General features: G+C 69.6%; 18 protein-coding genes. 15 read left to right on the top strand and 3 right to left on the bottom strand.

The annotated features are described in order from the left end of the window. The first annotated feature begins 51 nt into the window (after nt 1-51). Entirely contained in the window at nt 52-540 is a 489-nt protein-coding gene (locus Pmi06nite_RS33270; RefSeq protein ID WP_239114376.1) for a hypothetical protein, read from the top strand. A 38-nt stretch (nt 541-578) separates the two neighbouring features. Here the strand turns inward: Pmi06nite_RS33270 and Pmi06nite_RS33265 are convergent, their stop codons facing one another. After that, nucleotides 579-2,024, bottom strand: coding sequence for a S1 family peptidase (locus Pmi06nite_RS33265; RefSeq protein WP_203957147.1), 1,446 nt, complete (start codon nt 2,022-2,024; stop codon nt 579-581). Nucleotides 2,025-2,242: 218 nt separating this feature from the next. On the opposite strand from Pmi06nite_RS33265, the gene Pmi06nite_RS33260 reads away from it, so the two are divergent. Continuing rightward, a complete protein-coding gene (locus Pmi06nite_RS33260; RefSeq protein ID WP_203957146.1) occupies nt 2,243-2,932 on the top strand; it encodes a hypothetical protein in 690 nt (229 codons plus the stop codon). Nucleotides 2,933-3,088: 156 nt separating this feature from the next. Then, nucleotides 3,089-4,831 carry a proline--tRNA ligase gene (locus Pmi06nite_RS33255; RefSeq protein WP_203957145.1) on the top strand — a complete coding sequence of 581 codons (1,743 nt, stop codon included), beginning with the start codon at nt 3,089-3,091 and terminating at the stop codon, nt 4,829-4,831. 11 nt (nt 4,832-4,842) lie between these two features. Here the strand turns inward: Pmi06nite_RS33255 and Pmi06nite_RS33250 are convergent, their stop codons facing one another. Further along, nucleotides 4,843-5,397, bottom strand: a complete 555-nt coding sequence (locus Pmi06nite_RS33250) for a ferritin-like domain-containing protein (protein ID WP_203957144.1) — start codon at nt 5,395-5,397, stop codon at nt 4,843-4,845. Next, nucleotides 5,390-5,887, bottom strand: coding sequence for a hypothetical protein (locus Pmi06nite_RS33245; RefSeq protein ID WP_203957143.1), 498 nt, complete (start codon nt 5,885-5,887; stop codon nt 5,390-5,392). The genes Pmi06nite_RS33250 and Pmi06nite_RS33245 overlap by 8 nt, the downstream gene beginning before the upstream one ends. Before the next feature lie 158 nt (nt 5,888-6,045). On the opposite strand from Pmi06nite_RS33245, the gene rimP reads away from it, so the two are divergent. From rimP to Pmi06nite_RS33185, 12 genes are all read left to right on the top strand, one after another. Further along, on the top strand, nt 6,046-6,567 hold the full coding sequence (gene rimP / locus Pmi06nite_RS33240; protein WP_203957142.1) for a ribosome maturation factor RimP: 522 nt from the start codon (nt 6,046-6,048) through the stop codon (nt 6,565-6,567). A 22-nt stretch (nt 6,568-6,589) separates the two neighbouring features. Then, nucleotides 6,590-7,579 (top strand): transcription termination factor NusA, encoded by a 990-nt coding sequence (gene nusA, locus Pmi06nite_RS33235; RefSeq protein WP_203957141.1) that lies wholly within the window; start codon nt 6,590-6,592, stop codon nt 7,577-7,579. Continuing rightward, nucleotides 7,533-7,850 carry a YlxR family protein gene (locus Pmi06nite_RS33230; protein WP_308442546.1) on the top strand — a complete coding sequence of 106 codons (318 nt, stop codon included), beginning with the start codon at nt 7,533-7,535 and terminating at the stop codon, nt 7,848-7,850. Before nusA ends, Pmi06nite_RS33230 begins: the two co-directional genes overlap by 47 nt. A 203-nt stretch (nt 7,851-8,053) precedes the next feature. Then, nucleotides 8,054-11,194, top strand: a complete 3,141-nt coding sequence (infB, locus tag Pmi06nite_RS33225; protein ID WP_203957139.1) for a translation initiation factor IF-2 — start codon at nt 8,054-8,056, stop codon at nt 11,192-11,194. A 61-nt stretch (nt 11,195-11,255) separates the two neighbouring features. Beyond that, nucleotides 11,256-11,555: a DUF503 domain-containing protein gene (locus Pmi06nite_RS33220; protein ID WP_203882775.1), complete on the top strand. Its 300-nt coding sequence runs from the start codon at nt 11,256-11,258 to the stop codon at nt 11,553-11,555. A gap of 48 nt (nt 11,556-11,603) precedes the next feature. After that, nucleotides 11,604-12,089, top strand: coding sequence for a 30S ribosome-binding factor RbfA (gene rbfA, locus Pmi06nite_RS33215; RefSeq protein WP_203957138.1), 486 nt, complete (start codon nt 11,604-11,606; stop codon nt 12,087-12,089). Next, nucleotides 12,086-13,105, top strand: coding sequence for a DHH family phosphoesterase (locus tag Pmi06nite_RS33210; protein ID WP_203957137.1), 1,020 nt, complete (start codon nt 12,086-12,088; stop codon nt 13,103-13,105). The genes rbfA and Pmi06nite_RS33210 overlap by 4 nt, the downstream gene beginning before the upstream one ends. Nucleotides 13,106-13,282: 177 nt before the next feature. Then, nucleotides 13,283-14,182, top strand: coding sequence for a tRNA pseudouridine(55) synthase TruB (truB, locus tag Pmi06nite_RS33205; RefSeq protein ID WP_203957136.1), 900 nt, complete (start codon nt 13,283-13,285; stop codon nt 14,180-14,182). Nucleotides 14,183-14,315: 133 nt separating this feature from the next. Further along, nucleotides 14,316-15,284, top strand: coding sequence for a bifunctional riboflavin kinase/FAD synthetase (locus Pmi06nite_RS33200; RefSeq protein ID WP_203957135.1), 969 nt, complete (start codon nt 14,316-14,318; stop codon nt 15,282-15,284). Nucleotides 15,285-15,504: 220 nt separating this feature from the next. Beyond that, nucleotides 15,505-15,774, top strand: a complete 270-nt coding sequence (gene rpsO / locus Pmi06nite_RS33195; protein WP_203957134.1) for a 30S ribosomal protein S15 — start codon at nt 15,505-15,507, stop codon at nt 15,772-15,774. Between the two features lie 367 nt (nt 15,775-16,141). Next, on the top strand, nt 16,142-18,448 hold the full coding sequence (locus Pmi06nite_RS33190; protein ID WP_203957133.1) for a polyribonucleotide nucleotidyltransferase: 2,307 nt from the start codon (nt 16,142-16,144) through the stop codon (nt 18,446-18,448). Further along, nucleotides 18,445-19,755, top strand: a complete 1,311-nt coding sequence (locus Pmi06nite_RS33185; RefSeq protein WP_203957132.1) for a M16 family metallopeptidase — start codon at nt 18,445-18,447, stop codon at nt 19,753-19,755. The genes Pmi06nite_RS33190 and Pmi06nite_RS33185 overlap by 4 nt, the downstream gene beginning before the upstream one ends. The last annotated feature ends 30 nt before the right edge of the window (nt 19,756-19,785 follow it).

Raw genomic sequence — 19,785 nt, 5'->3', positions numbered from 1 at the left:
AAAGACGGCAACTCCGGGACGAGGCGGCCGAATGATGAAACCCTCCCAGACATGACGGGACTCCGCGGGGGGCGGGACGCGATCGGGGCGCACGCGAGCCTTGATCGCGACGACGCCCGGACGCCGAACGCGCGGCGATACGAGGCATTAGGCCGGGTCATGGCCGTACTGGCGGGCGAGGCCGAGATGCTCGAGGCCTGCCGCGACCTCGCCTGGTGGCGGGGGAGCGACCACTCCTGGCACATCGAGTGGCGTGACGGGCCGAACGCCTCCGAGGTGGCGGCGCTGCTGATGGAGCGCGTCCAGGAGCCGGGGTTCGCCGGCTCGCTGGCCGGACCGGCCGGTCTCGTCACCGCCTCCATGGCCACGCTCGACGTGATGGGCGTCAGCTTCGTGCTGCGGGCCGTCGATCCCATCGGGATGACCCGGCTGCGGGCGCGTCCGGGGCTGTGGCGGATGTCGGCGACGCTCGACGGCGCGGTGACCGCGGGCAGACGCGTCACCCAGAGGCAACACTGGGAAGAGCTTCTCGGCGGCTGAGGCCCGGGCGGCCGCAGGTGCCGCCCGGGCCGCACTCGTCAGCTTGTGGCGAGGATGCCGGGGAAGGCGGTATACGGGTCCCAGATGTCGGTGAAGTATTCGATGCAGGGATCGAAGGCGCCACCCCAGTGGTCGGAGCCGCCGCCTCCTGTCCCACTGTGGATTCCCTTGGCGACGACCTTGCCGGCCGAGGTGACGGTGTAGACGGGGCCGCCTGAGTCGCCGCCGATGGTGCACTGGCCCTGCTTGATGCCGCGCACCGCGTTCTTGATGACGGTTCCGTCGCTGTACTTGTGGTTGATGCGGATGGCGTTCACCTTCCAGCCGCACATCTCTCCGGTGGTCGCGCCGCCCGTGCAGTACTGGTCGCCAGAGCCGGCCCGCCGCGACCACATCGCCCCGACGGCCCGGCTCGAGGTGGATGTGCTGGAGCCCACGTAGATGCGCGCCGCACTCGTCTTGCTCCCGCTCAGCTTGATCAATGAGGCGTCGCCGTGGTAGGCGGACTGCCCGTCGATGAGCACGGTCCCCTTGCTGTTGGACCAGGTGTCCTTGACGACGGTCCCCATGGTCTCCACGGGTGTGGAGACGGTGCCGCCGGACGTGGTGCAGTGGCCGGCCGTGATCATGGCCTTGTAGCCGTCGTAACGCCAGGAGAACGCGCTGGTGCAGGTGCCGACGCTCGTGCGGATGCGGGCGCCCCCGTAGAAGCCGCCGTTGCTGGTGTCGTTCTGCCGCGCGTCGAACTGGGAGAGGCCGGGATCGTCGACGAGCCGGATGGCGACGGCGTCCGAGCCGTAGCGGACCGCCAACCCCAGGCGCAGCGCGTCACTGGCGGCAGTGGCCTCGACGATGACCCGGTCCAGCTCTGGCTGGACCAGTGCGTTGAGGATCTTGCCGCTGTCCGGGAGGACGTCAGGAGTCAGCGTCACCACCTCGTCCTTGATCGCGTTGAGCCTGTTCCAGCTGTACTTCACGATGTGGACCTTGGGATAGATGATCCACGGGTTCGTGGCGGAGGCGGACGCGGGACTCGCCGCCTTCTCCTTCGAGGCGGCCGACACGGGGGATCCCCCGACGCTGGAGGGTTCAGCGGGCGGGGCGACGGCGTCCTTGTCCTCCGGCGGCGGCACCGCGCTCAGGTCCGCCGTCCCGTCATCCGGGGGCGTGAGCTGGGGCGGCAGCGACACGGGCCGCCCTGCTTCGCTCTCCAGGTCGGCGCTGGTCACGGCGGTGACCAGCGTGCCACTCGAGACGTACGGCTGGCCGTACACATCGGGGTTGGCGAGCGCACGCGTCTCGGCCTCCCTGAGCGCGTAGCTCAGCCTGTAGTCGGGGGCCGTGACGTTGGCGTACGGGTCCTCGGTGAACACCGGTACCGGAGTCACAGGATCGGCCGCGGCGCCGGGAGCGGCGACGGCGGTCAGTGCGACGGCGAGCGCGCAGCTTGCGAGCAGGGAACGCCTGATGAGGGCAGGCCGCATGGATTCTCCAATTAGGGGGGTTCATGATCGGAGACAGCGCTGCGAAGTGAATCATGAAAATCGGACGCCGATGTCGCAAATTACGCGAAAGGAGTGATTGGTCCGTTTTCTTTAGTTGTCAAAGAAAATGATGATCTTAGTGTGATCTTGTTGTCTTGGCTGATCTGCGGGATTTCGCGGGAAGCGAGGCATGATTGTCGCGCTGACACAATGCGGAGATGGTCGCGGAGGCGAGTTCCCCCCTGGTTCCGCAGTCGCGTGAGCTCCGGCAGGCCGGTCTCGTCCTCGCGGCGGCATTCGTGCTCGGCGGCGTCGGTGAGGTGATCACTTATCGCGGTGGCGACGTGTCACAGGCGTATCTCGTCACCGAGTCGTTCTTCGCGCGGTTCGCCGGTTTCCTGGTCGTGGTCCTGTGCGGTCGATCGGCTCCCGGGCCGCGCCAGGCGACGGCCGCCGGGTTGATTCTCGCTCTCGGCGCCTACGCCGGTGGAGCGGCCGCCGACCTGCTCGGGGGGTGGCCCGTCGCGTTCGGCCCCTTCGGCCTCGGCGCGGGCGATTTCGGTCCCGGACTGTCGGCGGCGCTCATCTTGCCGCCGGTCGGAGTCCTGCTGGCCTTCCTGACACGACGCGTCGATTTTCGCGGCGATCTGGCTCTCGCCGTTCTCCTGCAGGCCCAACTGATCCCCGCGGTGTCGTCGCTGCTGTATCTGTTCAGCCGGGAAGGCGGCGAATGCTGCGTGGCGGTCGAATGGGGCCATCCCTGGCAGGACTGGGCAGGTCTGGCTCTGGCCCTTTCCCTCACGGTGCTCCTGCGGCCCACGCCGGCCGCGCGCCTTCGATCCTTCGCCGCGATGGCCGTCCTCGCGGCGTCGCTGATCGGCGTGGGAAGGCTCCAGGGCTTCCTGTGACCGGCGCGCGCCGGGCTAGGCGCAAACGTGGAGGCGTCACGCGGCCGGGACTGGATACCCTTGGTGCACGTCGTACTCACGTCGTCTCTCAGACGCCGGTCTCCGCGAGCTTTCCGCAGGACGCGGCTCGAGAGCTCTCACGAGCAAGGAGTAGCCGTGCTGCTGCGTATGTCGACCCTGTTCCTGCGCACCCTGCGTGAGGATCCGGCGGACGCGGAAGTGCCGAGCCACAAGCTGCTCGTCCGCGCCGGATACGTCCGCCGGGTCGCCCCCGGAATCTACTCCTGGCTGCCGCTCGGCAAGATCGTCCTGGAGAACGTCGCCCGGGTCGTCCGCGAGGAGATGAACCGGATCGGCGCCCAGGAGGTGCTCTTCCCCGCGCTGCTGCCCCGCGACTACTACGAGGCGACCGGCCGGTGGACGGAGTACGGCGACACGCTGTTCCGCCTGAAGGACCGCAAGGGCGCCGACTACCTCCTCGGGCCGACCCACGAGGAGATGTTCACCGACATGGTCAAGGGGGAGTACTCCTCCTATAAGGACTATCCGGTGACCCTCTACCAGATCCAGACGAAGTACCGCGACGAGGCCCGCCCCCGGGCCGGCATCCTGCGCGGGCGTGAGTTCGTCATGAAGGACTCCTACTCCTTCGACCTCGACGACGACGGCCTCAAGCGCTCCTACGAGATGCACCGCGACGCCTACATCCGGATCTTCGACCGGCTCGGCATCGACTACCGCGTCGTCTTCGCCATGTCGGGAGCCATGGGGGGGTCGGCCTCGGAGGAGTTCCTCGCCAAGGCTCCCACGGGCGAGGACACGTTCGTGGCCTGCCGCAACTGCGACTACGCGGCCAACGCCGAGGCCGTGGTCACCACCGCGCCGCCCGCCGTCAGGACCGAGCAGCCCGCCGTCCAGGTGCTCGACACGCCGAACACGCCCACCATCGAGACCCTCGTCGACCACGTCAACGAGCACTTCGGCCTCGGGATCACCGCGGCGGACACCTTGAAGAACATCGTGGTCAAGGTCCGCACGCCGGGATCGGACAAGCTCGAGACGCTGATCATCGGCGTCCCCGGCGACCGTGAGATCGACTTCAAGCGGCTCGAGGCCTTCCTCGCGCCCGGCGTGCCGGAGATCTTCGAGGCGGAGGACTTCGCCCGTCACCCCGGTCTGGTGCGCGGCTACATCGGCCCGCAGGTCCTCAAGTCGCTCGGCATCCGCTATCTGGTCGACCCCCGCGTGGTCGAGGGCTCGGCGTGGGTCACCGGCGCCAACCAGCCCGGCAAGCACGCCGCCCACGTGGTCGCGGGGCGCGACTTCGAGGCCGACGGCACGATCGAGGCGGCCGAGGTCAGGGCCGGGGACGCCTGCCCGCGCTGCGGCCACCCCCTGTCGATCGACCGCGGCATCGAGATCGGCCACATCTTCCAGCTCGGCCGTAAGTACGCCGATGCCGCGGGGCTCGACGCGCTCGGGCCCGACGGCAAGCCGATCCGGATCACCATGGGCTCGTACGGCGTGGGCGTCTCGCGTGCGGTGGCCGTCCTGGCCGAGCAGAGGCACGACGAGCTCGGCCTCGTGTGGCCCCGTGAGGTGGCCCCCGCCGACGTGCACATCGTCGGGACCGGCAAGGAGAACCAGATCGAGGTGGCCGCCCAGCTCGCCGAGACGCTGGAGTCGCGCGGTCTGCGGGTCCTCGTCGACGACCGCGCCGGGGTGTCGCCGGGCGTGAAGTTCAAGGACTCCGAGCTGCTCGGGCTGCCCACCGTCCTGATCGTCGGGCGCGGGCTCGCCCAGGGCGTCGTGGAGCTGCGCGACCGTGCGGCGGGGACCAAGGAGGAGATCCCGCTCGCCGAGGCCGTGGATCGCGTCCTGGCGGCCGCCCAGGCCTGATCGCGGCCGCCTCACTGGGCGGCGGACGGCTCCAAGGCGGGCGGCGTGGGGTCGATCGTCGCGGCCGTATCGGTGGCCGCGTCCGTGGTCTCCTCCGTCGTCTCGTCTGTCGTGTCGTCTGTGGTCTCGCTCGCGTCGTTCGACTGCGCGGGCGAGGCCGTCTGCCCCGGCATCCCGGGGAACGCCGCGATCGCGGGCTGCCAGCCGTACGCGCGGGTGGCGCATTCCTGCGCGGCCAGCGCGGCCACACGGCGCACCGAGGCGTCCGGGTCGGCGGCCAGTTCGAGATAGGCGGTGGTGAGCCGCTGCTCCACCAGCACGGCGAGGCGGGCCGCGTCGGACGAGGACGAGACCTCGAACGGCAGTTGGTAGGTCGGGCCGGGCTCGGCAGGGGAACCGCCGCGCTGGGTGATCAGCGAGCGCAACTTGTCGCGGCGCGCCCGGTGCGCGTCGAATCCCGCCGTCGCCCGGGTGCGGAGCCTTCCCGACGTCCTGGCGCCGATCACCCCGTACGCGTAGATCGCCGCGTGCTCGGCGGACAGTGCCTTGGCGAGCGCGTCAGCCACGGAGCCTCCCCAGCGCCATCACGTGCACGGCCTCGCAGGCGCCCACGCTTGCCAGCAGTTGGGCGAGCGCGGGAGACGCGGTCGCCATCTGGTCGGGTCTCCCGGCCGCCGCCTTGCGTTCCGCGTCACGCAGTTTCTTGACCGATACCGCGGATGTCGGGACCGGCGACGGGGTTCCCGTCGGGGAGGGGCTCGCCGTGGCGTCCGGCGGGAGCATCTTGCGGAAGGCCGCCAGATGGGCGGCGTGACGCTCCTGGAACGGCTCGAGCGCGGTGGCCGGCACATCCCCGGAAAGCGTCCCGCGCTGGTAGAGCGCGATCATCTGCTCCTTCGCGGCGATGAGCGATCTCAGCAGCACGACCTGGGGATCCACCGGTTTCTGCTCGGGCGGCCCGGAGGAGACGGACGAGCAGCCGGAGACGATCAACCCGGACACGGCCGTGCCCAGCAGGGCGCGCCTCGTGAGGTGTCCCCCGCTTGTGTGCTCCACGACACAGCATCGTACGGCGCGCCGCCCAGTGGTCACCGCTTCGTGCGGATGGTCGTGCCCGTGTCGGGTAGCCGCCGGGTGTGGCGCTCTTTCCGTCCCATAGTGTCGATAGGCTGTTGGCACATCGGGCGAGTCAAACGAACAAATGGGAGGTCGGTATGGGCAACGGTGCTCGACGCGACCGCCTTGCGGAACTGCTCGGCCCGGTGATCGCCGCCGACGGTTTCGATCTCGAGGAAGTGACGGTCACTCCGGCGGGCAAGCGCAGGCTGGTGCGTGTGGTGGTCGACCGCGACGGCGGCGTGAGCCTCGACGACGTGGCCGACGTCAGCCTGTCGATCTCCAAGGAGCTCGACGCGACGGACGCCCTGGGCACAGGTCCCTATGTCCTGGAGGTCACCTCCCCTGGAGTCGACCGCCCGCTCACGGAGCCGCGCCACTGGAGGCGCGCGACCGGCCGTCTGGTCAAGGCGGACCTGAAGGACGGCACGTCGGCCGAAGGCCGCGTGACCGGCGCGGACGATTCCGGCGTCGAGCTGGACGGGACGCGCCGCCTCGGGTTCGAGGAACTGGTCAGAGGCCGTGTGCAGGTCGAGTTCAGCCGCTCAGGCGCCGATCTCGACGACGCGGACGACGACCTGGACGACCTCGGCGACGACGACATCGACGACGAGGGCTAGGGGGAACCTTGTGGACATTGACATGAGCGTCCTGCGCAGCCTGGAGCGGGAGAAGGACATCTCCTTCGACCTGGTCGTCAAGGCGATCGAGGACGCATTGCTGATCGCTTACTTCCGCACGGAGGGCGCGGCGCAGAAGGCGCGTGCCGAGCTCGACCGAGTCTCGGGACACGTGACGATCTGGGCGGCCGAGCTCGACGAAGGCGGCGAGGTCGCCAGGGAGTTCGACGACACTCCGGGCAACTTCAGCCGGATCGCGGCCACGACGGCCAAGCAGGTCATCCTCCAGCAGTTGCGCGACGCGGAAGACGAGATCAACTTCGGCGAGTTCGCCAGCCGCGAGGGCGAGCTGGTCGCCGGCATCATCCAGCAGGGCAAGGATCCGCGCGTAGTGCTGGTCGACCTCGGGAAGATCGAGGCCATCCTTCCGCACAACGAGCAGGTCCCCGGTGAGGAGTACACACACGGCGAGCGCATCCGCTGCTACGTCGTGCAGGTGAAGAAGGGGCCGAAGGGTCCCTCGGTGACCCTGTCGCGTACCCACCCGAACCTGGTGAAGAAGCTCTTCGCCCTGGAGGTCCCGGAGATCGCCGACGGCACGGTGGAGATCGCGGCCATCGCGCGCGAGGCTGGCCACCGCACGAAGATCGCAGTGAGGTCCAGGAAGGCCGGTGTGAACGCCAAGGGCGCCTGCATCGGTCCGATGGGTTCCCGCGTGCGGAACGTGATGACCGAGCTGCACGGCGAGAAGATCGACATCATCGACTGGTCGGACGATCCGGCCGACTTCGTCGGGAATGCACTCTCGCCCGCACGTGTTTCGCGGGTCGAGGTCATCGATCTGGACGGCCGGGTGGCACGGGTGACCGTGCCCGACTACCAGCTGTCGCTGGCCATCGGCAAAGAGGGCCAGAACGCCCGCCTCGCCGCGCGTCTGACCGGATGGCGCATCGACATCCGGTCGGATGCTCAGGAGGTACCGGCTGATCCCGCCGATGCCTCGGCAAGGTAAGCTGGAGAGCGGTGACCAGGCTGCTCCACTGAGAACATGTGTGGGGTGCCGGGTTCGCACGGTAAAGTCCGAGTTGCTCCGCCTGGTAGTGGTCGATGGCGTCATCGTCCCCGACCTACGAGGACGGCTTCCGGGACGCGGTGCCTCGTTGCATCCGTCTTTGGGTTGTCTGGAGCTCGCCGAACGCCGCCGGGCGTTCTCTCGCGCGTTTCGCGCGGAGGGAGCGCTCGAAGTGGCGCGTCTGCGTGCTCACCTTGAGGGGCTTGACTAGGGGTAAGCCCCGGGTGAATGGTTACCGCTGGCCCCTGAATTCGGCCTGGGGCCGACGTACGAAGAACTGTCATGTAAGGACGCCGAGTTGAATGGGCGGAGTCAGATTGCTATGAGCGCCTGATGAGCACGCGGCGATGAGTATGTCCAGGTAGCGATGGTCCGGCGGCACTGCGAGCCTCCCGGGCCGAGTTAGGGAGTGCAGTGGCGAAGGTCCGTGTGTACGAGCTCGCCAAGGAGTTCGGGGTAGAGAGCAAGGTCGTGATGGCCAAGCTCACCGAGATGGGCGAGTTCGTGAGGTCGGCGTCTTCAACGATAGAGGCGCCGGTCGTCCGCAAACTAACAGAGGCGTTCGGCAAGGGCGACGCCTCCCGGGGTGGCGGCAAGCCGTCCCCGCGTCCGGCGCCGAGGCCCGCGCCGAGGCCGGCCGAGAGTCTGGCCGGTGGCGCCCCGTCGGCGCCCGTTTCCCCGTCGGCCGACGCGGTGGCGAAGCCAGGCCCCAAGCCGGGTCCGCGGCCTGCGCCGCGTCCGGTTCCCATGCCCCATCCGACGCAGCCGGCCCAGCCGGCTCCCCAGCCCGAGGTGGCGCACCAGCCTGAGGTGACGCGTCAGCCTGAAGTGGCGCGTCCCGAGGTCACCCGTCCCCCGGCACAGGCTCAGCGTCCGGCGGCGTCCGGCGGCAGGCCCGCCGGTCCCGGAGCGCCGAAGCCCGGTCCGCGACCGGCCCCGGCCCCCCGGCCCGCGTCGAGTGCGCCTGCGGCCCCGGGTGCGCCCTCCGGAGGCGCTCCGCGTCCCGGCGGTCCCAAGCCGGGTCCCCGTGGCCCGCGTCCGGGCAACAACCCGTTCTCCTCGACCGCCAGCGGCATGGGTCAGCGTCCCGCGCGTCCCGGCAGCCGCGACGGCGGCGCCGAGCGTCCTGAGCGCACCGACCGGCCCGATCGCGGAGATCGCGGCCCTCGCGAGCCGCGTCGTGACGGCGGCCGTGACGGAGCGATGCCGCGTCCGCCGGGTGCCCGTACGGGCGCTCCCGGTGCGGGCGGTCCTCGTCCCGGTCCCGGTGGTCCCCGTCCCGGTCCCGGCGCGGGCGGTCCTCGCCCTGGTCCCGGCGCCGGTGGTCCTCGTCCCGGTGGCCCGCGCCCCAACCCGATGATGATGCCGCAGGGCCGTCCCGCCGGTGGCGGTGGCGGCGGTGGCCGTCCGGGTCCTGGTGGCGGCGGCGGTCGTCCGGGTCCTGGTGGCGGCGGTGGCCGTCCGGGTCCTGGTGGCGGCGGCGGTCGTCCCGGTGGCGGCTTCGGCGGTCCTCGCACGGGTGCCGCGGGCACCGGTCGTCCTGGTGGCGGCACGGGCGGTCCCGGTGGCGGCGGCGGCGGTTTCGCCGGTCGTCCCGGTGGTGGCGGCGGCCGTGGCCGTGGCGGCGGTACGGCGGGTGCCTTCGGGCGTCCCGGCGGCCGGCCCACCCGTGGTCGCAAGTCGAAGCGTCAGAGGCGTCAAGAGTTCGACAACATGCAGGCCCCGGCGATCGGTGGCGTGCAGGCTCCGCGTGGCGGCGGGCAGACGATCCGCCTTCCGCGCGGCGCGTCGCTGGCCGACTTCGCCGACAGGATCGGTGCGAACCCCGCCTCGCTCGTGCAGATCATGCTGCACCTCGGCGAGATGGTGACCGCGACCCAGTCGGTCAACGAGGAGACGTTGCAGCTTCTCGGCGCCGAGCTCGACTACGTCGTCCAGGTCGTCAGCCCGGAGGAGGAGGACCGGGAGCTTCTCGAGTCCTTCAAGATCGAGTTCGGCGAGGACGAGGGTGACGAGGAGGACCTCGCTCCGCGTCCGCCGGTCGTGACCGTCATGGGTCACGTCGACCACGGTAAGACGAAGCTGCTCGACGCGATCCGGAACACCAACATCGTCGCCCGCGAGGCCGGCGGCATCACCCAGCACATCGGCGCCTACCAGGTGACGGCTGTGCACGAGGGTGAAGAGCGGAAGATCACCTTCATCGACACCCCGGGTCACGAGGCGTTCACCGCCATGCGTGCCCGTGGTGCGCAGGCCACCGACATCGCCGTCCTGGTGGTCGCGGCCGACGACGGTGTGAAGCCGCAGACCATCGAGGCGCTCAACCACGCACAGGCGGCGAACGTGCCGGTCGTGGTGGCGGTCAACAAGGTCGACAAGGAGGGTGCGGACCCGACCAAGGTCCGGGCCCAGCTGACCGAGTACGGCCTGGTGGCCGAGGAGTTCGGTGGTTCCACGCTGTTCGTGGACATCTCCGCGAAGAACGGCACCGGCATCGACAACCTGCTCGAGGCCATCGTGCTGACCGCGGACGCCGAGCTCGACCTGCGGGCCAACCCGCACATGGACGCCCAGGGCCTGGCCATCGAGGCGAACCTCGACCGGGGCCGCGGTCCCGTGGCGACCGTGCTCGTGCAGCGCGGCACCCTGCGGGTCGGCGACTCGATCGTCTGTGGCGAGGCCTTCGGCCGCGTCCGGGCGATGCTGGACGACAACGGGGACACGGTCGACGAGGCCGACCCGTCGCGTCCGGTCCAGGTGCTCGGCCTGACCGCCGTCCCCCGCGCCGGTGACAACTTCATCGTCGTCACCGACGACCGGATGGCGCGTCAGATCGCCCAGCAGCGGGCGGCCCGGCAGCGCATCGCGGACATGGCCAAGTCCGGCCGCCGGCGCACTCTCGAGGAGCTGTTCAAGGACCTCGAGAAGGGCCAGGTCGACGAGCTCAAGCTCATCATCAAGGGTGACGTCTCCGGTTCGGTGGAAGCCCTCGAGGACGCGCTGCTCAAGATCGATGTGGGTGAGGAGGTCAACCTCCGCGTGCTGCACCGCGCCGTCGGTGCGATCACGGAGTACGACGTCAACCTCGCGATCGCCGACGACAACGCCGTCATCATCGGTTTCAACGTCCGCCCCGAAGTCCGGGCGCGCGACCTGGCCGAGCGCGAGGGCGTCGACATCCGGTACTACTCGGTCATCTACCAGGCGATCGAGGAGATCGAGGCGGCCCTGAAGGGCATGCTGAAGCCGGAGTTCGAAGAGGTCCAGACGGGCACCGCCGAAGTCCGCGAGGTCTTCAAGGTGCCGAAGATCGGCAACGTCGCCGGTGCGCTGGTCCGCTCGGGCACGATCACCCGCAACAGCAAGGCCCGCATCATCCGCGACGGTGTCGTCGTGGCCGACAACCTGAACGTCGTGTCCCTGCGGCGCTTCAAGGACGACGCGACCGAGGTCCGCGAGGGCTTCGAGTGCGGTATCGGCCTCGGATACAGCGACATCAAGATCGACGACGTCTTCGAGACGTTCGAGATGCGGGAGAAGCCGCGTAGCTGACGTCTTCGGCCGCCGCCCTCACGGGCGGCGGCCGAACCGTCCGAGACGTGGACACGTACCCATGTATGTAGGTGCTCTTTCTTTGGACATCCTGCTCGGCGACGTTCACTCGCTGAAGCAGAAGCGCTCCGTGATCCGCCCGCTCATCGCTGAGGTGCAGCGGCGGTTCCCCGGTGTGGCCGTGGCCGAGACCGGCCATCTGGACCTGCACCGTCGCGCGGAGATCGGCGTCGCCGTCGTCTCCGCGTCGGCGGCCAACTGCGACGAGGTGCTCGACGCGTGCGAGCGAGTGGTCGCCTACCACCCCGAGATCGAGCTGCTGTCCGCGCGGCAGCGGCTGTTCAACGACCACGAGGAATAGACCGAACGGCCGGCGCGTCAGCCGTACATCGAACGAGGGAGCGTGAGCATGGACGCAGCGCGCGCCAGGAAGCTGGCCGACCGCATCCAGCAGGTCGTCGCCGAGATGCTCGAGCGGCGGATCAAGGATCCGCGGCTCGGTTTCGTGACGGTGACGGACGCAAAGATCACCGCGGATCTGAGTGACGCGACGGTGTTCTACACCGTGTTCGGCTCAGAGGCCGAGCGGAGCGGCACCGCCGCCGCGCTGGAGAGCGCGAAGGGGATCATCCGATCCGAGGTGGGCCGCCAGACCGGCCTGAGGCACACGCCGACGCTCTCGTTCGTCCACGACCCGCTGCCCGACAGCGCGCGCCATCTGGACGATCTGCTCGCCGTGGCCAAGGCCAGGGACGAGGAGATCGCCAAGCGGGCCGAAGGCGCGGAGTTCGCCGGCGACGCCGATCCCTACCGGTTCGACGACGAACTGGACGGCGAGGCTGACGAACAGGACGAGGACGAGACTTCGGACCGGGCGGGGCACCGCACAACGTGATCACGCACGGTACGGCCGTCGCCGAGACGGACTGGCATCGGGCCGTCGAACTGGTCCGCGGCGCGGACTCCGTCGCGCTCGCCTGCCATGTGTCCCCGGACGGGGACGCGCTCGGGTCGATGCTGGGCTTCGGTCTGGCCCTGCGACAGACGGGCACGGAAGTGGTCGCCTCGTTCGGGGACCGGGGGTTCGCGGTGCCCAGGCTGCTGCGATTCCTTCCCGGGCAGGACCTCCTGGTGGAGCCGGCGGCCTACCCGGCGGAGCCACCCCTGATGATCACGTTCGACGCCTCGACCATGGACAGGCTCGGCCTGCTCGTCCCCAACGCGGGCAGGGCCGGGGACCTGGTCGTGCTCGACCATCACGTCTCCAACACCGGTTTCGGGTCGCTGCACCTCATCGACCCGTCCGCCGCCTCGACCACCGTGATCGTGGAGGAGCTGATCCACCGGCTCGGGCTCACGATCGACCGGGACGTCGCCGCCTGCCTCTACACGGGGCTGGTGACCGACACCGGGTCCTTCCGATACTCGGCGACCACACCCGCGGCCCACGCCATGGCAGGTCGGCTGATCTCCGCGGGCCTGCGCCCGGACGAGATCGCCCGCGAGCTGTGGGACCGGTCGCCGTTCGCCTATCTGCGGGTGCTGGGCGCCGCGCTCGACCGCGTCACGCTGGAGCCCGCAGAGGCCGCCGGCCACGGGATCGTGTGGACCTACGTGACGAGGGCCGACCGCGCGGCACATGCCCTGCCGTACGACGAGGTGGAGGGCGTGATCGACGTCGTCCGCCGGGTCGACGAGGCGGACGTCGCGGTCGTGCTCAAGGAGGCCGACGACGGCGTCTGGAACGTCTCGACCCGCTCCAAGGGGGCCGTCGACGTGGGCAGGGCCTGCACCACCCTCGGCGGGGGAGGGCATCCGTCCGCCGCCGGGTTCTCCTCCCACGTGTCCCCAGAAGAGACGATGGCCGCCCTCCGCCCCCACCTCCGCCCCCCGCACCCCCCTTCCGCGTGATCATGCACAGGTTCGGGCGCAGGGGTCCTGACCTGCCCCAACCTGATCCGTGATCATGCACAGGTTCGGGCGTGACCGGCATGACCTGCGACGACCCGATTCGTGATCATGCACGAATTCCCGAACGTGCACCCTGACCTGCGTACCCTCGTTTCGTGACCATGCATTGGACCTCTCATGAGTACGGCTAGGCCGCGCCGGCCCGCGCCCCCCAGTGGGCTGATCATCGTCGACAAGCCGGCGGAATGGACGTCGCATGACGTGGTCGGCAAGATGCGCGGCATCGCCGGGACCCGCAAGGTGGGCCATGCGGGCACCCTGGACCCGATGGCGACCGGGGTCCTGGTGATCGGCGTGGAGAAGGCGACCCGGCTTCTCGGGCATCTCGCCCTCACTCAGAAGGTCTACGAGGCCACGTTGCGTCTCGGCGCCACGACCAACACCGACGACGCGGACGGGGAGATCACCGCCACCACGCCGGCGGGCCACGTCGCCGAGGAGGACGTCCGCAAGGGGATCGCGGCGCTGACCGGCGAGATCATGCAGGTTCCCCCGCAGGTCAGCGCCATCAAGGTGAACGGTGAGCGGGCCTACAAGCGGGCGAGGGCGGGCGAGGAGGTCGAGCTCGCGGCTCGTCCGGTGACGATCCACGCCTTCGAGGTGACCGGGATCCGCCGGGAGGGGGAGTCGGTCGACGTAGATGCCACGGTCACCTGCTCCAGCGGCACGTACATCCGTGCCCTGGCCCGTGATCTCGGCGCGGCCCTCGGCGTGGGCGGCCATCTCACCTACTTGCGCAGGACGCGGGTCGGGCCGTACGGCATCGAGTCGGCGAGGACCATCGAGGACCTGTCGCGGGAGTGCGTGATCCTGCCCATGGCCGAGGCCGTGGCCGCCGCGTTCCCCCGCAGGGACGTCTCGGAGGAGGAGGCCCGGCTGGTCGCGCACGGAGGGCGCCTCGCGTCGGCGGGCCTGGGAGCCGGGCCCGTCGGGGTATTCGGCCCCGACGGCACGTTGCTGGCGCTCGTCGAGGAGCGCGGGGGGACGGCGCGGCCGCTCGCGGTCTTCGTGCCCTGAGCGAGTTCTGAATCAGGCAGCGAATCAGGCACTGATCGGAGACTGTCCAGGGGCTGGTTCCCGCAATCGCCGTAGGGCATGGCAGGCTTGTCTTCGGCCGGTTGGCGAAAGCCGTACAGGAATCGAGGTCGAGGTGCAGGGCTGGCACGGGCTGGAGGACGTCCCCGGGGACTGGGGCAGGTCCGTCGTCACGATCGGCGTGTTCGACGGTGTGCACCACGGTCACCAGCACATGGTGGCCAGGGCGGTCGATTTGGCCCGCGACCTCGGTGTTCCCGCCGTGGCCGTGACCTTCGACCCCCATCCTGACGAGGTCGTGCGGCCGGGCAGCCACCCTCCGCAGCTGACCACTCCGCACCGGCGCACCCAACTGCTCGCGGCATTGGGCGTCGACGCGGTGTGCGTGCTGCCGTTCACGCTGGAGTTCTCCCGGATGTCGCCGGACGAGTTCGTGCAGACCGCCCTGGTCGACCGGCTCCATGCAGCGGGGGTCGTGGTGGGGGAGAACTTCCGCTTCGGCCACAAAGCCTCCGGCGATATAGAGACATTGCGGACGCTGGGCGAAAAATACGATTACGTGACTGAAGGCGTGCCGTTGGTACGCGACGGCGAGGCCATCTCGTCGACCTTGATCCGCGAGATGCTGGCCGAGGGGAACGTGGTCGGCGCGACGGCGGCGCTCGGCCGCCCCCACCGGGTCGAGGGAGTGGTCGTCCGGGGTCATCAGCGCGGCCGCGCGCTCGGCTTCCCCACGGCCAACGTCGAATCACCCCAGCACATGGCGATCCCGGCCGACGGGGTCTACGCGGGGTGGCTGCAGTGCACGCAGGAGCCCTCGCAGTACGAGGGGCAGCGGTGGCCGGCCGCGATCTCCATCGGCACGAATCCGACCTTCGACGGGGTGTCGCGCACGGTCGAGGCGTACGCGCTGGACCGGGACGATCTCGATCTCTACGGCGCGCACGTGGCGGTCGACTTCTCGGAGCGGCTCCGTGACACCCTCAGGTTCGACTCGATCGAGGATCTGATCGAGCAGATGCATGCGGACGTCGACGAGGCCCGCCGCCTGACCGCCGGGGATGACCAGGCAAGTCGGGGATGACCAGGCAAGATGCCAGGCAGGCCGGGCGGGGAAGGCCGTCCGGACCCCTCCGTGATCGCAAGTGTGCGGCCCGCTGAGCTGCGGTGGTAGCCTTGCATGTCAGCCATGTTCAGATGGTGCTTCTCACCACCGGGCTGGCCTGTCACGGCGACTGTAGGCACGCACGGTCGTTCGCGGGCTTGAGAGTATTCCGCGTGCCTTCCCATGAGAAGGAGAAGCAGTGTCGCTTGACACCGCCACCACCAAGGCCATCGTCACCGAGTACGGCACGGGCGAGGGCGACACCGGGTCCCCTGAGGTCCAGATCGCGCTGCTGAGCAAGCGCATCAGCGACCTCACGGAGCACCTGAAGACCCACAAGCACGACCACCACAGCCGTCGCGGTCTGCTCCTGCTGGTCGGCCGCCGCCGTCGGCTGCTCAAGTACCTGCAGGCCAAGGACATCACCCGGTACCGCACCCTGATCGAGCGGCTGGGTCTGCGCCGATAGCGTGGGCGGGGAGCGGCGAGTCTTCGCCGCTCCTTTCTCGTAGCAGGCCACAATTGGCCTGCTACGAGAAAGGTCCCGGTGAGTCGCCGGTGTGAGCGGCCCGGGCCGAGACAACTGAATAGCCGAGAGGGAGAGGGAGCCGGAAGGCCGACTCGACCCGACAGAACATGTGCCCCGCGTCCGCAAGCAAGCAGCACGCGCGATCCCGCGGCGTGAGAGGGCCGGTCCTCGGTAGTGGCCCCCGGTCAGTACGGCGACAGCCGTACAGACGAAACCGGGCGCTTCGATCGAAGACCGGCACTGCACCTGAACGGGGAGCCCGGCAAACGGAAGGACGCGGGAGACCGACCCGAGAAGGAGGTCCCCCGTGGAGGGTGTCCACAGCACGGAAGCCGTTATCGATAACGGCTCCTTCGGCACGCGCACGATCCGGTTCGAGACCGGTCGCCTCGCGCGCCAGGCGGCAGGAAGCTCCGTCGTCTATCTCGACGACGAGACGATGGTCCTGTCCGCCACCACCGCGTCCAAGAATCCCAAGGAGAACTTGGACTTCTTCCCGCTCACCGTCGACGTCGAGGAGCGGATGTACGCCGCGGGCCGGATTCCCGGCTCGTTCTTCCGCAGGGAGGGCCGGCCGTCCGAGGACGCGATCCTCACCTGCCGCCTGATCGACCGGCCGCTGCGCCCGTCGTTCGTCAAGGGCCTGCGCAACGAGATCCAGGTCGTGGCGACCATCATGTCGCTGCACCCGGAGCACCTGTACGACGTGGTCGCGATCAACGCGGCCAGCCTGTCGACCCAGCTCGCCGGTCTGCCGTTCTCCGGCCCGATCGGCGGCGTCCGCGTCGCGCTGATCGAGGGCCAGTGGGTGGCGTTCCCGACCCACACCGAGCTTGAGAACGCCACGTTCGACATGGTCGTCGCGGGTCGCGTCCTGGCGGACGGCGACGTCGCGATCATGATGGTCGAGGCCGAGTCGACGCGTGACACGCTCAAGCTGGTCGCCGATGGTGCCGTCGCGCCGACCGAGGAGACCGTGGCCCAGGGCCTCGAGGCGGCCAAGCCGTTCATCAAGGTCCTCTGCGACGCGCAGGCGAAGCTCGCCGGGGTCGCCGCCAAGGAGACCGCGGAGTACCCGATCTTCCTGGACTACCAGGAGGACGTCCTGGAGGCCGTCACCGCGGCCGTCAGCACCGAGCTCGGCTCCGCGCTGACCATCGCGGGCAAGCAGGAGCGCGAGCTCGAGATCGAGCGGGTCAAGGCGCTCGCCGCGGAGAAGGTCCTCCCCGACTTCGAGGGCCGGGAGAAGGAGGTCGGCGCCGCGTTCCGGTCGCTGACCAAGAAGCTGATGCGCGCGCGCGTCATCAAGGAGGGCGTCCGCATCGACGGCCGCGGCCCCAAGGACATCCGGCAGCTCAACGCCGAGGTCCACGTGGTCCCGCGGGTGCACGGTTCGGCGCTGTTCGAGCGCGGTGAGACCCAGATCCTCGGGATCACCACGCTGAACATGCTCCGCATGGAGCAGATGATCGACACGCTGAACCCCGAGCGCACCAAGCGCTACATGCACAACTACAACTTCCCGCCGTACTCCACCGGTGAGACCGGCCGCGTGGGCTCGCCCAAGCGGCGCGAGATCGGCCACGGGGCGCTCGCCGAGCGCGCGCTCATCCCCGTGCTGCCGTCGCGTGAGGAGTTCCCGTACGCGATCCGGCAGGTGTCGGAGGCGCTGGGCTCGAACGGCTCGACCTCGATGGGCTCGGTCTGCGCCTCGACGATGGCCCTGCTCGACGCGGGTGTCCCGCTCAAGGAGATGGTGGCCGGCATCGCCATGGGTCTCATCGGCGAGGGCGACCAGTTCGTCACGCTGACCGACATCCTCGGCGCCGAGGACGCCATGGGCGACATGGACTTCAAGGTCGCCGGCACCAAGGACGTCATCACGGCCCTGCAGCTCGACACCAAGCTGGACGGCATCCCGGCCAGCGTGCTGGCGGCCGCGCTCAAGCAGGCGCGCGGCGCGCGTCTGGCGATCCTGGACGTGATGCAGGAGGCGATCGACTCTCCGGCGGAGATGAACCCGACGGCGCCGCGCATCATCACGATCAAGGTTCCGGTAGACAAGATCGGCGAGGTCATCGGCCCCAAGGGCAAGATGATCAACCAGATCCAGGACGACACCGGCGCCGAGATCACGATCGAGGACGACGGCACGATCTACATCGGCGCCACCGACGGCCCGTCGGCCGAGGCGGCCCGGTCGCTGATCAACGGCATCGCGAACCCGCACATGCCGGAGGTCGGCGAGCGCTACCTGGGCACGGTCGTCAAGATCGCCGCCTTCGGTGCGTTCGTGTCGCTGCTTCCCGGCAAGGACGGCCTGCTGCATGTCTCTCAGATCCGCAAGCTGCACGGCGGCAAGCGCATCGAGAACGTCGAGGACGTCATGAGCGTCGGGGAGAAGGTCCAGGTCGAGATCGCTGAGATCGACGCCCGCGGCAAGCTGTCCCTGGTGCCGGTCGAGGTCGTCGAGAAGGAGGCCGCGGAGAAGGCGGCCGGTGGCGGCGACGAGGGCGAGAGCGCGCCCGTGGCGGCGGCGGAGCCGCAGGACGAGCAGCGCACGGAGAGGCCGCGCCGCCGCACCCGCGGTGGCCGGGACGACCGCAACTCGTGACCACCACGACTCTGCACCCCGGTAAGGACGGCGCGGGCGTCATTCGCCGCACCGTCCTTCCCGGCGGTCTTCGAGTGGTGACCGAAACCATGCCGACCGTGCGGAGCGTCGCGGTCGGCATGTGGGTCGGCATCGGGTCACGTGACGAGGCCCCCGAGCACATGGGGGCCACCCACTTCCTCGAGCACCTGCTCTTCAAGGGCACGCCCACGCGCGACGCCATGGAGATCTCGGCGTCCATCGAGGGCATCGGCGGTGAGATCAACGCCTTCACCGCCAAGGAGTACACCTGCTACTACGCCCGGGTGCTCGACGAGGACCTGCCGATCGCGATCGACGTGCTCGCCGACGTGGTCACCTCTTCGCTGGTCACCGCTGAGGACGTGGAGTCCGAGCGCGGCGTGATCCTCGAAGAGATCGCCATGCACGACGACGATCCGTCCGACGTGGTGCACGAGCAGTTCTCCGCCGAGTTGTACGGCGACACGCCGATCGGGCGGCCGATCCTCGGCAACGAGGAGTCGATCAACGCGCTCACCCGTGACCGCATCGCCGAGTACTACCAGCGCTACTACGTGCCGCCGCAGACCGTCGTGTCGGTGGCCGGCAACGTGAGCCACGAGCGGGTGGTCGAACTGGTGGCCGCGGCATACGAGCGGGCGGGGGCGCTGGGCGCTGTCGCCAGCCCCGCGCCTCCTCGTCTCGGCGGTCCCGGCGTCGAGGAGCGTTCCGGCATCAGGGTCGTCGACCGTCCCACCGAGCAGGCCAACCTGGTCCTCGGTATGACGGGCGTGTCCCGGACGGACGAGCGGCGCTTCGCCCTGGGGGTCCTGAACGCGGCGCTCGGCGGCGGCATGTCGTCGCGCCTGTTCCAGGAGATCCGGGAGAAGCGCGGCCTGGCCTACAGCGCGTACAGCTACACCTCCCAGTACGCCGACACCGGCCAGTTCGGCATCTACGTCGGCTGCCTGCCGTCCAAGATCGACGATGTGCTGAAGATCTGCCGTGACGAGGTGGCCAGGGTCGTGGCCGAGGGCATCACCGCCGAGGAGATCGCCCGCGGCAAGGGCCAGATGCGCGGCGGGCTCGTGCTGGGGCTGGAGGACACCGGTTCCCGCATGTCCCGCATCGGCAAGAGCGAACTCGTCTACGAGGAGCTCATGTCGGTGGACGAGGTCCTCGCCCGGATCGAGGCGGTCACGCCCGACGACCTCGCCGCCGTGGCCGGCGACATCTTGAACCGGCCGCTGACGCTCGCGGTCATCGGTCCCTATTCGGACAAGGACTTCGGCTTCGCGATCGCCTGAGGTCTGTCGTTCACTCGAAGCCGCGCGGTG

It is taken from the genome of Planotetraspora mira (assembly GCF_016863275.1).
Taxonomy (GTDB): Bacteria; Actinomycetota; Actinomycetes; order Streptosporangiales; family Streptosporangiaceae; genus Planotetraspora; species Planotetraspora mira.
This window is presented reverse-complemented; position numbering and strand designations above follow the sequence as displayed.

Coding starts and splice junctions, on each gene's coding strand:
- truB (WP_203957136.1), top strand. CDS start 13,283: ATGAGTACGGCTAGGCCGCGCCGGCCCGCGCCCCCCAGTGGGCTGATC.
- nusA (WP_203957141.1), top strand. CDS start 6,590: ATGAGCGTCCTGCGCAGCCTGGAGCGGGAGAAGGACATCTCCTTCGAC.
- Pmi06nite_RS33265 (WP_203957147.1), bottom strand. CDS start 2,024: ATGCGGCCTGCCCTCATCAGGCGTTCCCTGCTCGCAAGCTGCGCGCTC.
- Pmi06nite_RS33270 (WP_239114376.1), top strand. CDS start 52: ATGACGGGACTCCGCGGGGGGCGGGACGCGATCGGGGCGCACGCGAGC.
- rimP (WP_203957142.1), top strand. CDS start 6,046: ATGGGCAACGGTGCTCGACGCGACCGCCTTGCGGAACTGCTCGGCCCG.
- Pmi06nite_RS33220 (WP_203882775.1), top strand. CDS start 11,256: ATGTATGTAGGTGCTCTTTCTTTGGACATCCTGCTCGGCGACGTTCAC.
- Pmi06nite_RS33230 (WP_308442546.1), top strand. CDS start 7,533: ATGCTCAGGAGGTACCGGCTGATCCCGCCGATGCCTCGGCAAGGTAAG.
- Pmi06nite_RS33260 (WP_203957146.1), top strand. CDS start 2,243: ATGGTCGCGGAGGCGAGTTCCCCCCTGGTTCCGCAGTCGCGTGAGCTC.
- rbfA (WP_203957138.1), top strand. CDS start 11,604: ATGGACGCAGCGCGCGCCAGGAAGCTGGCCGACCGCATCCAGCAGGTC.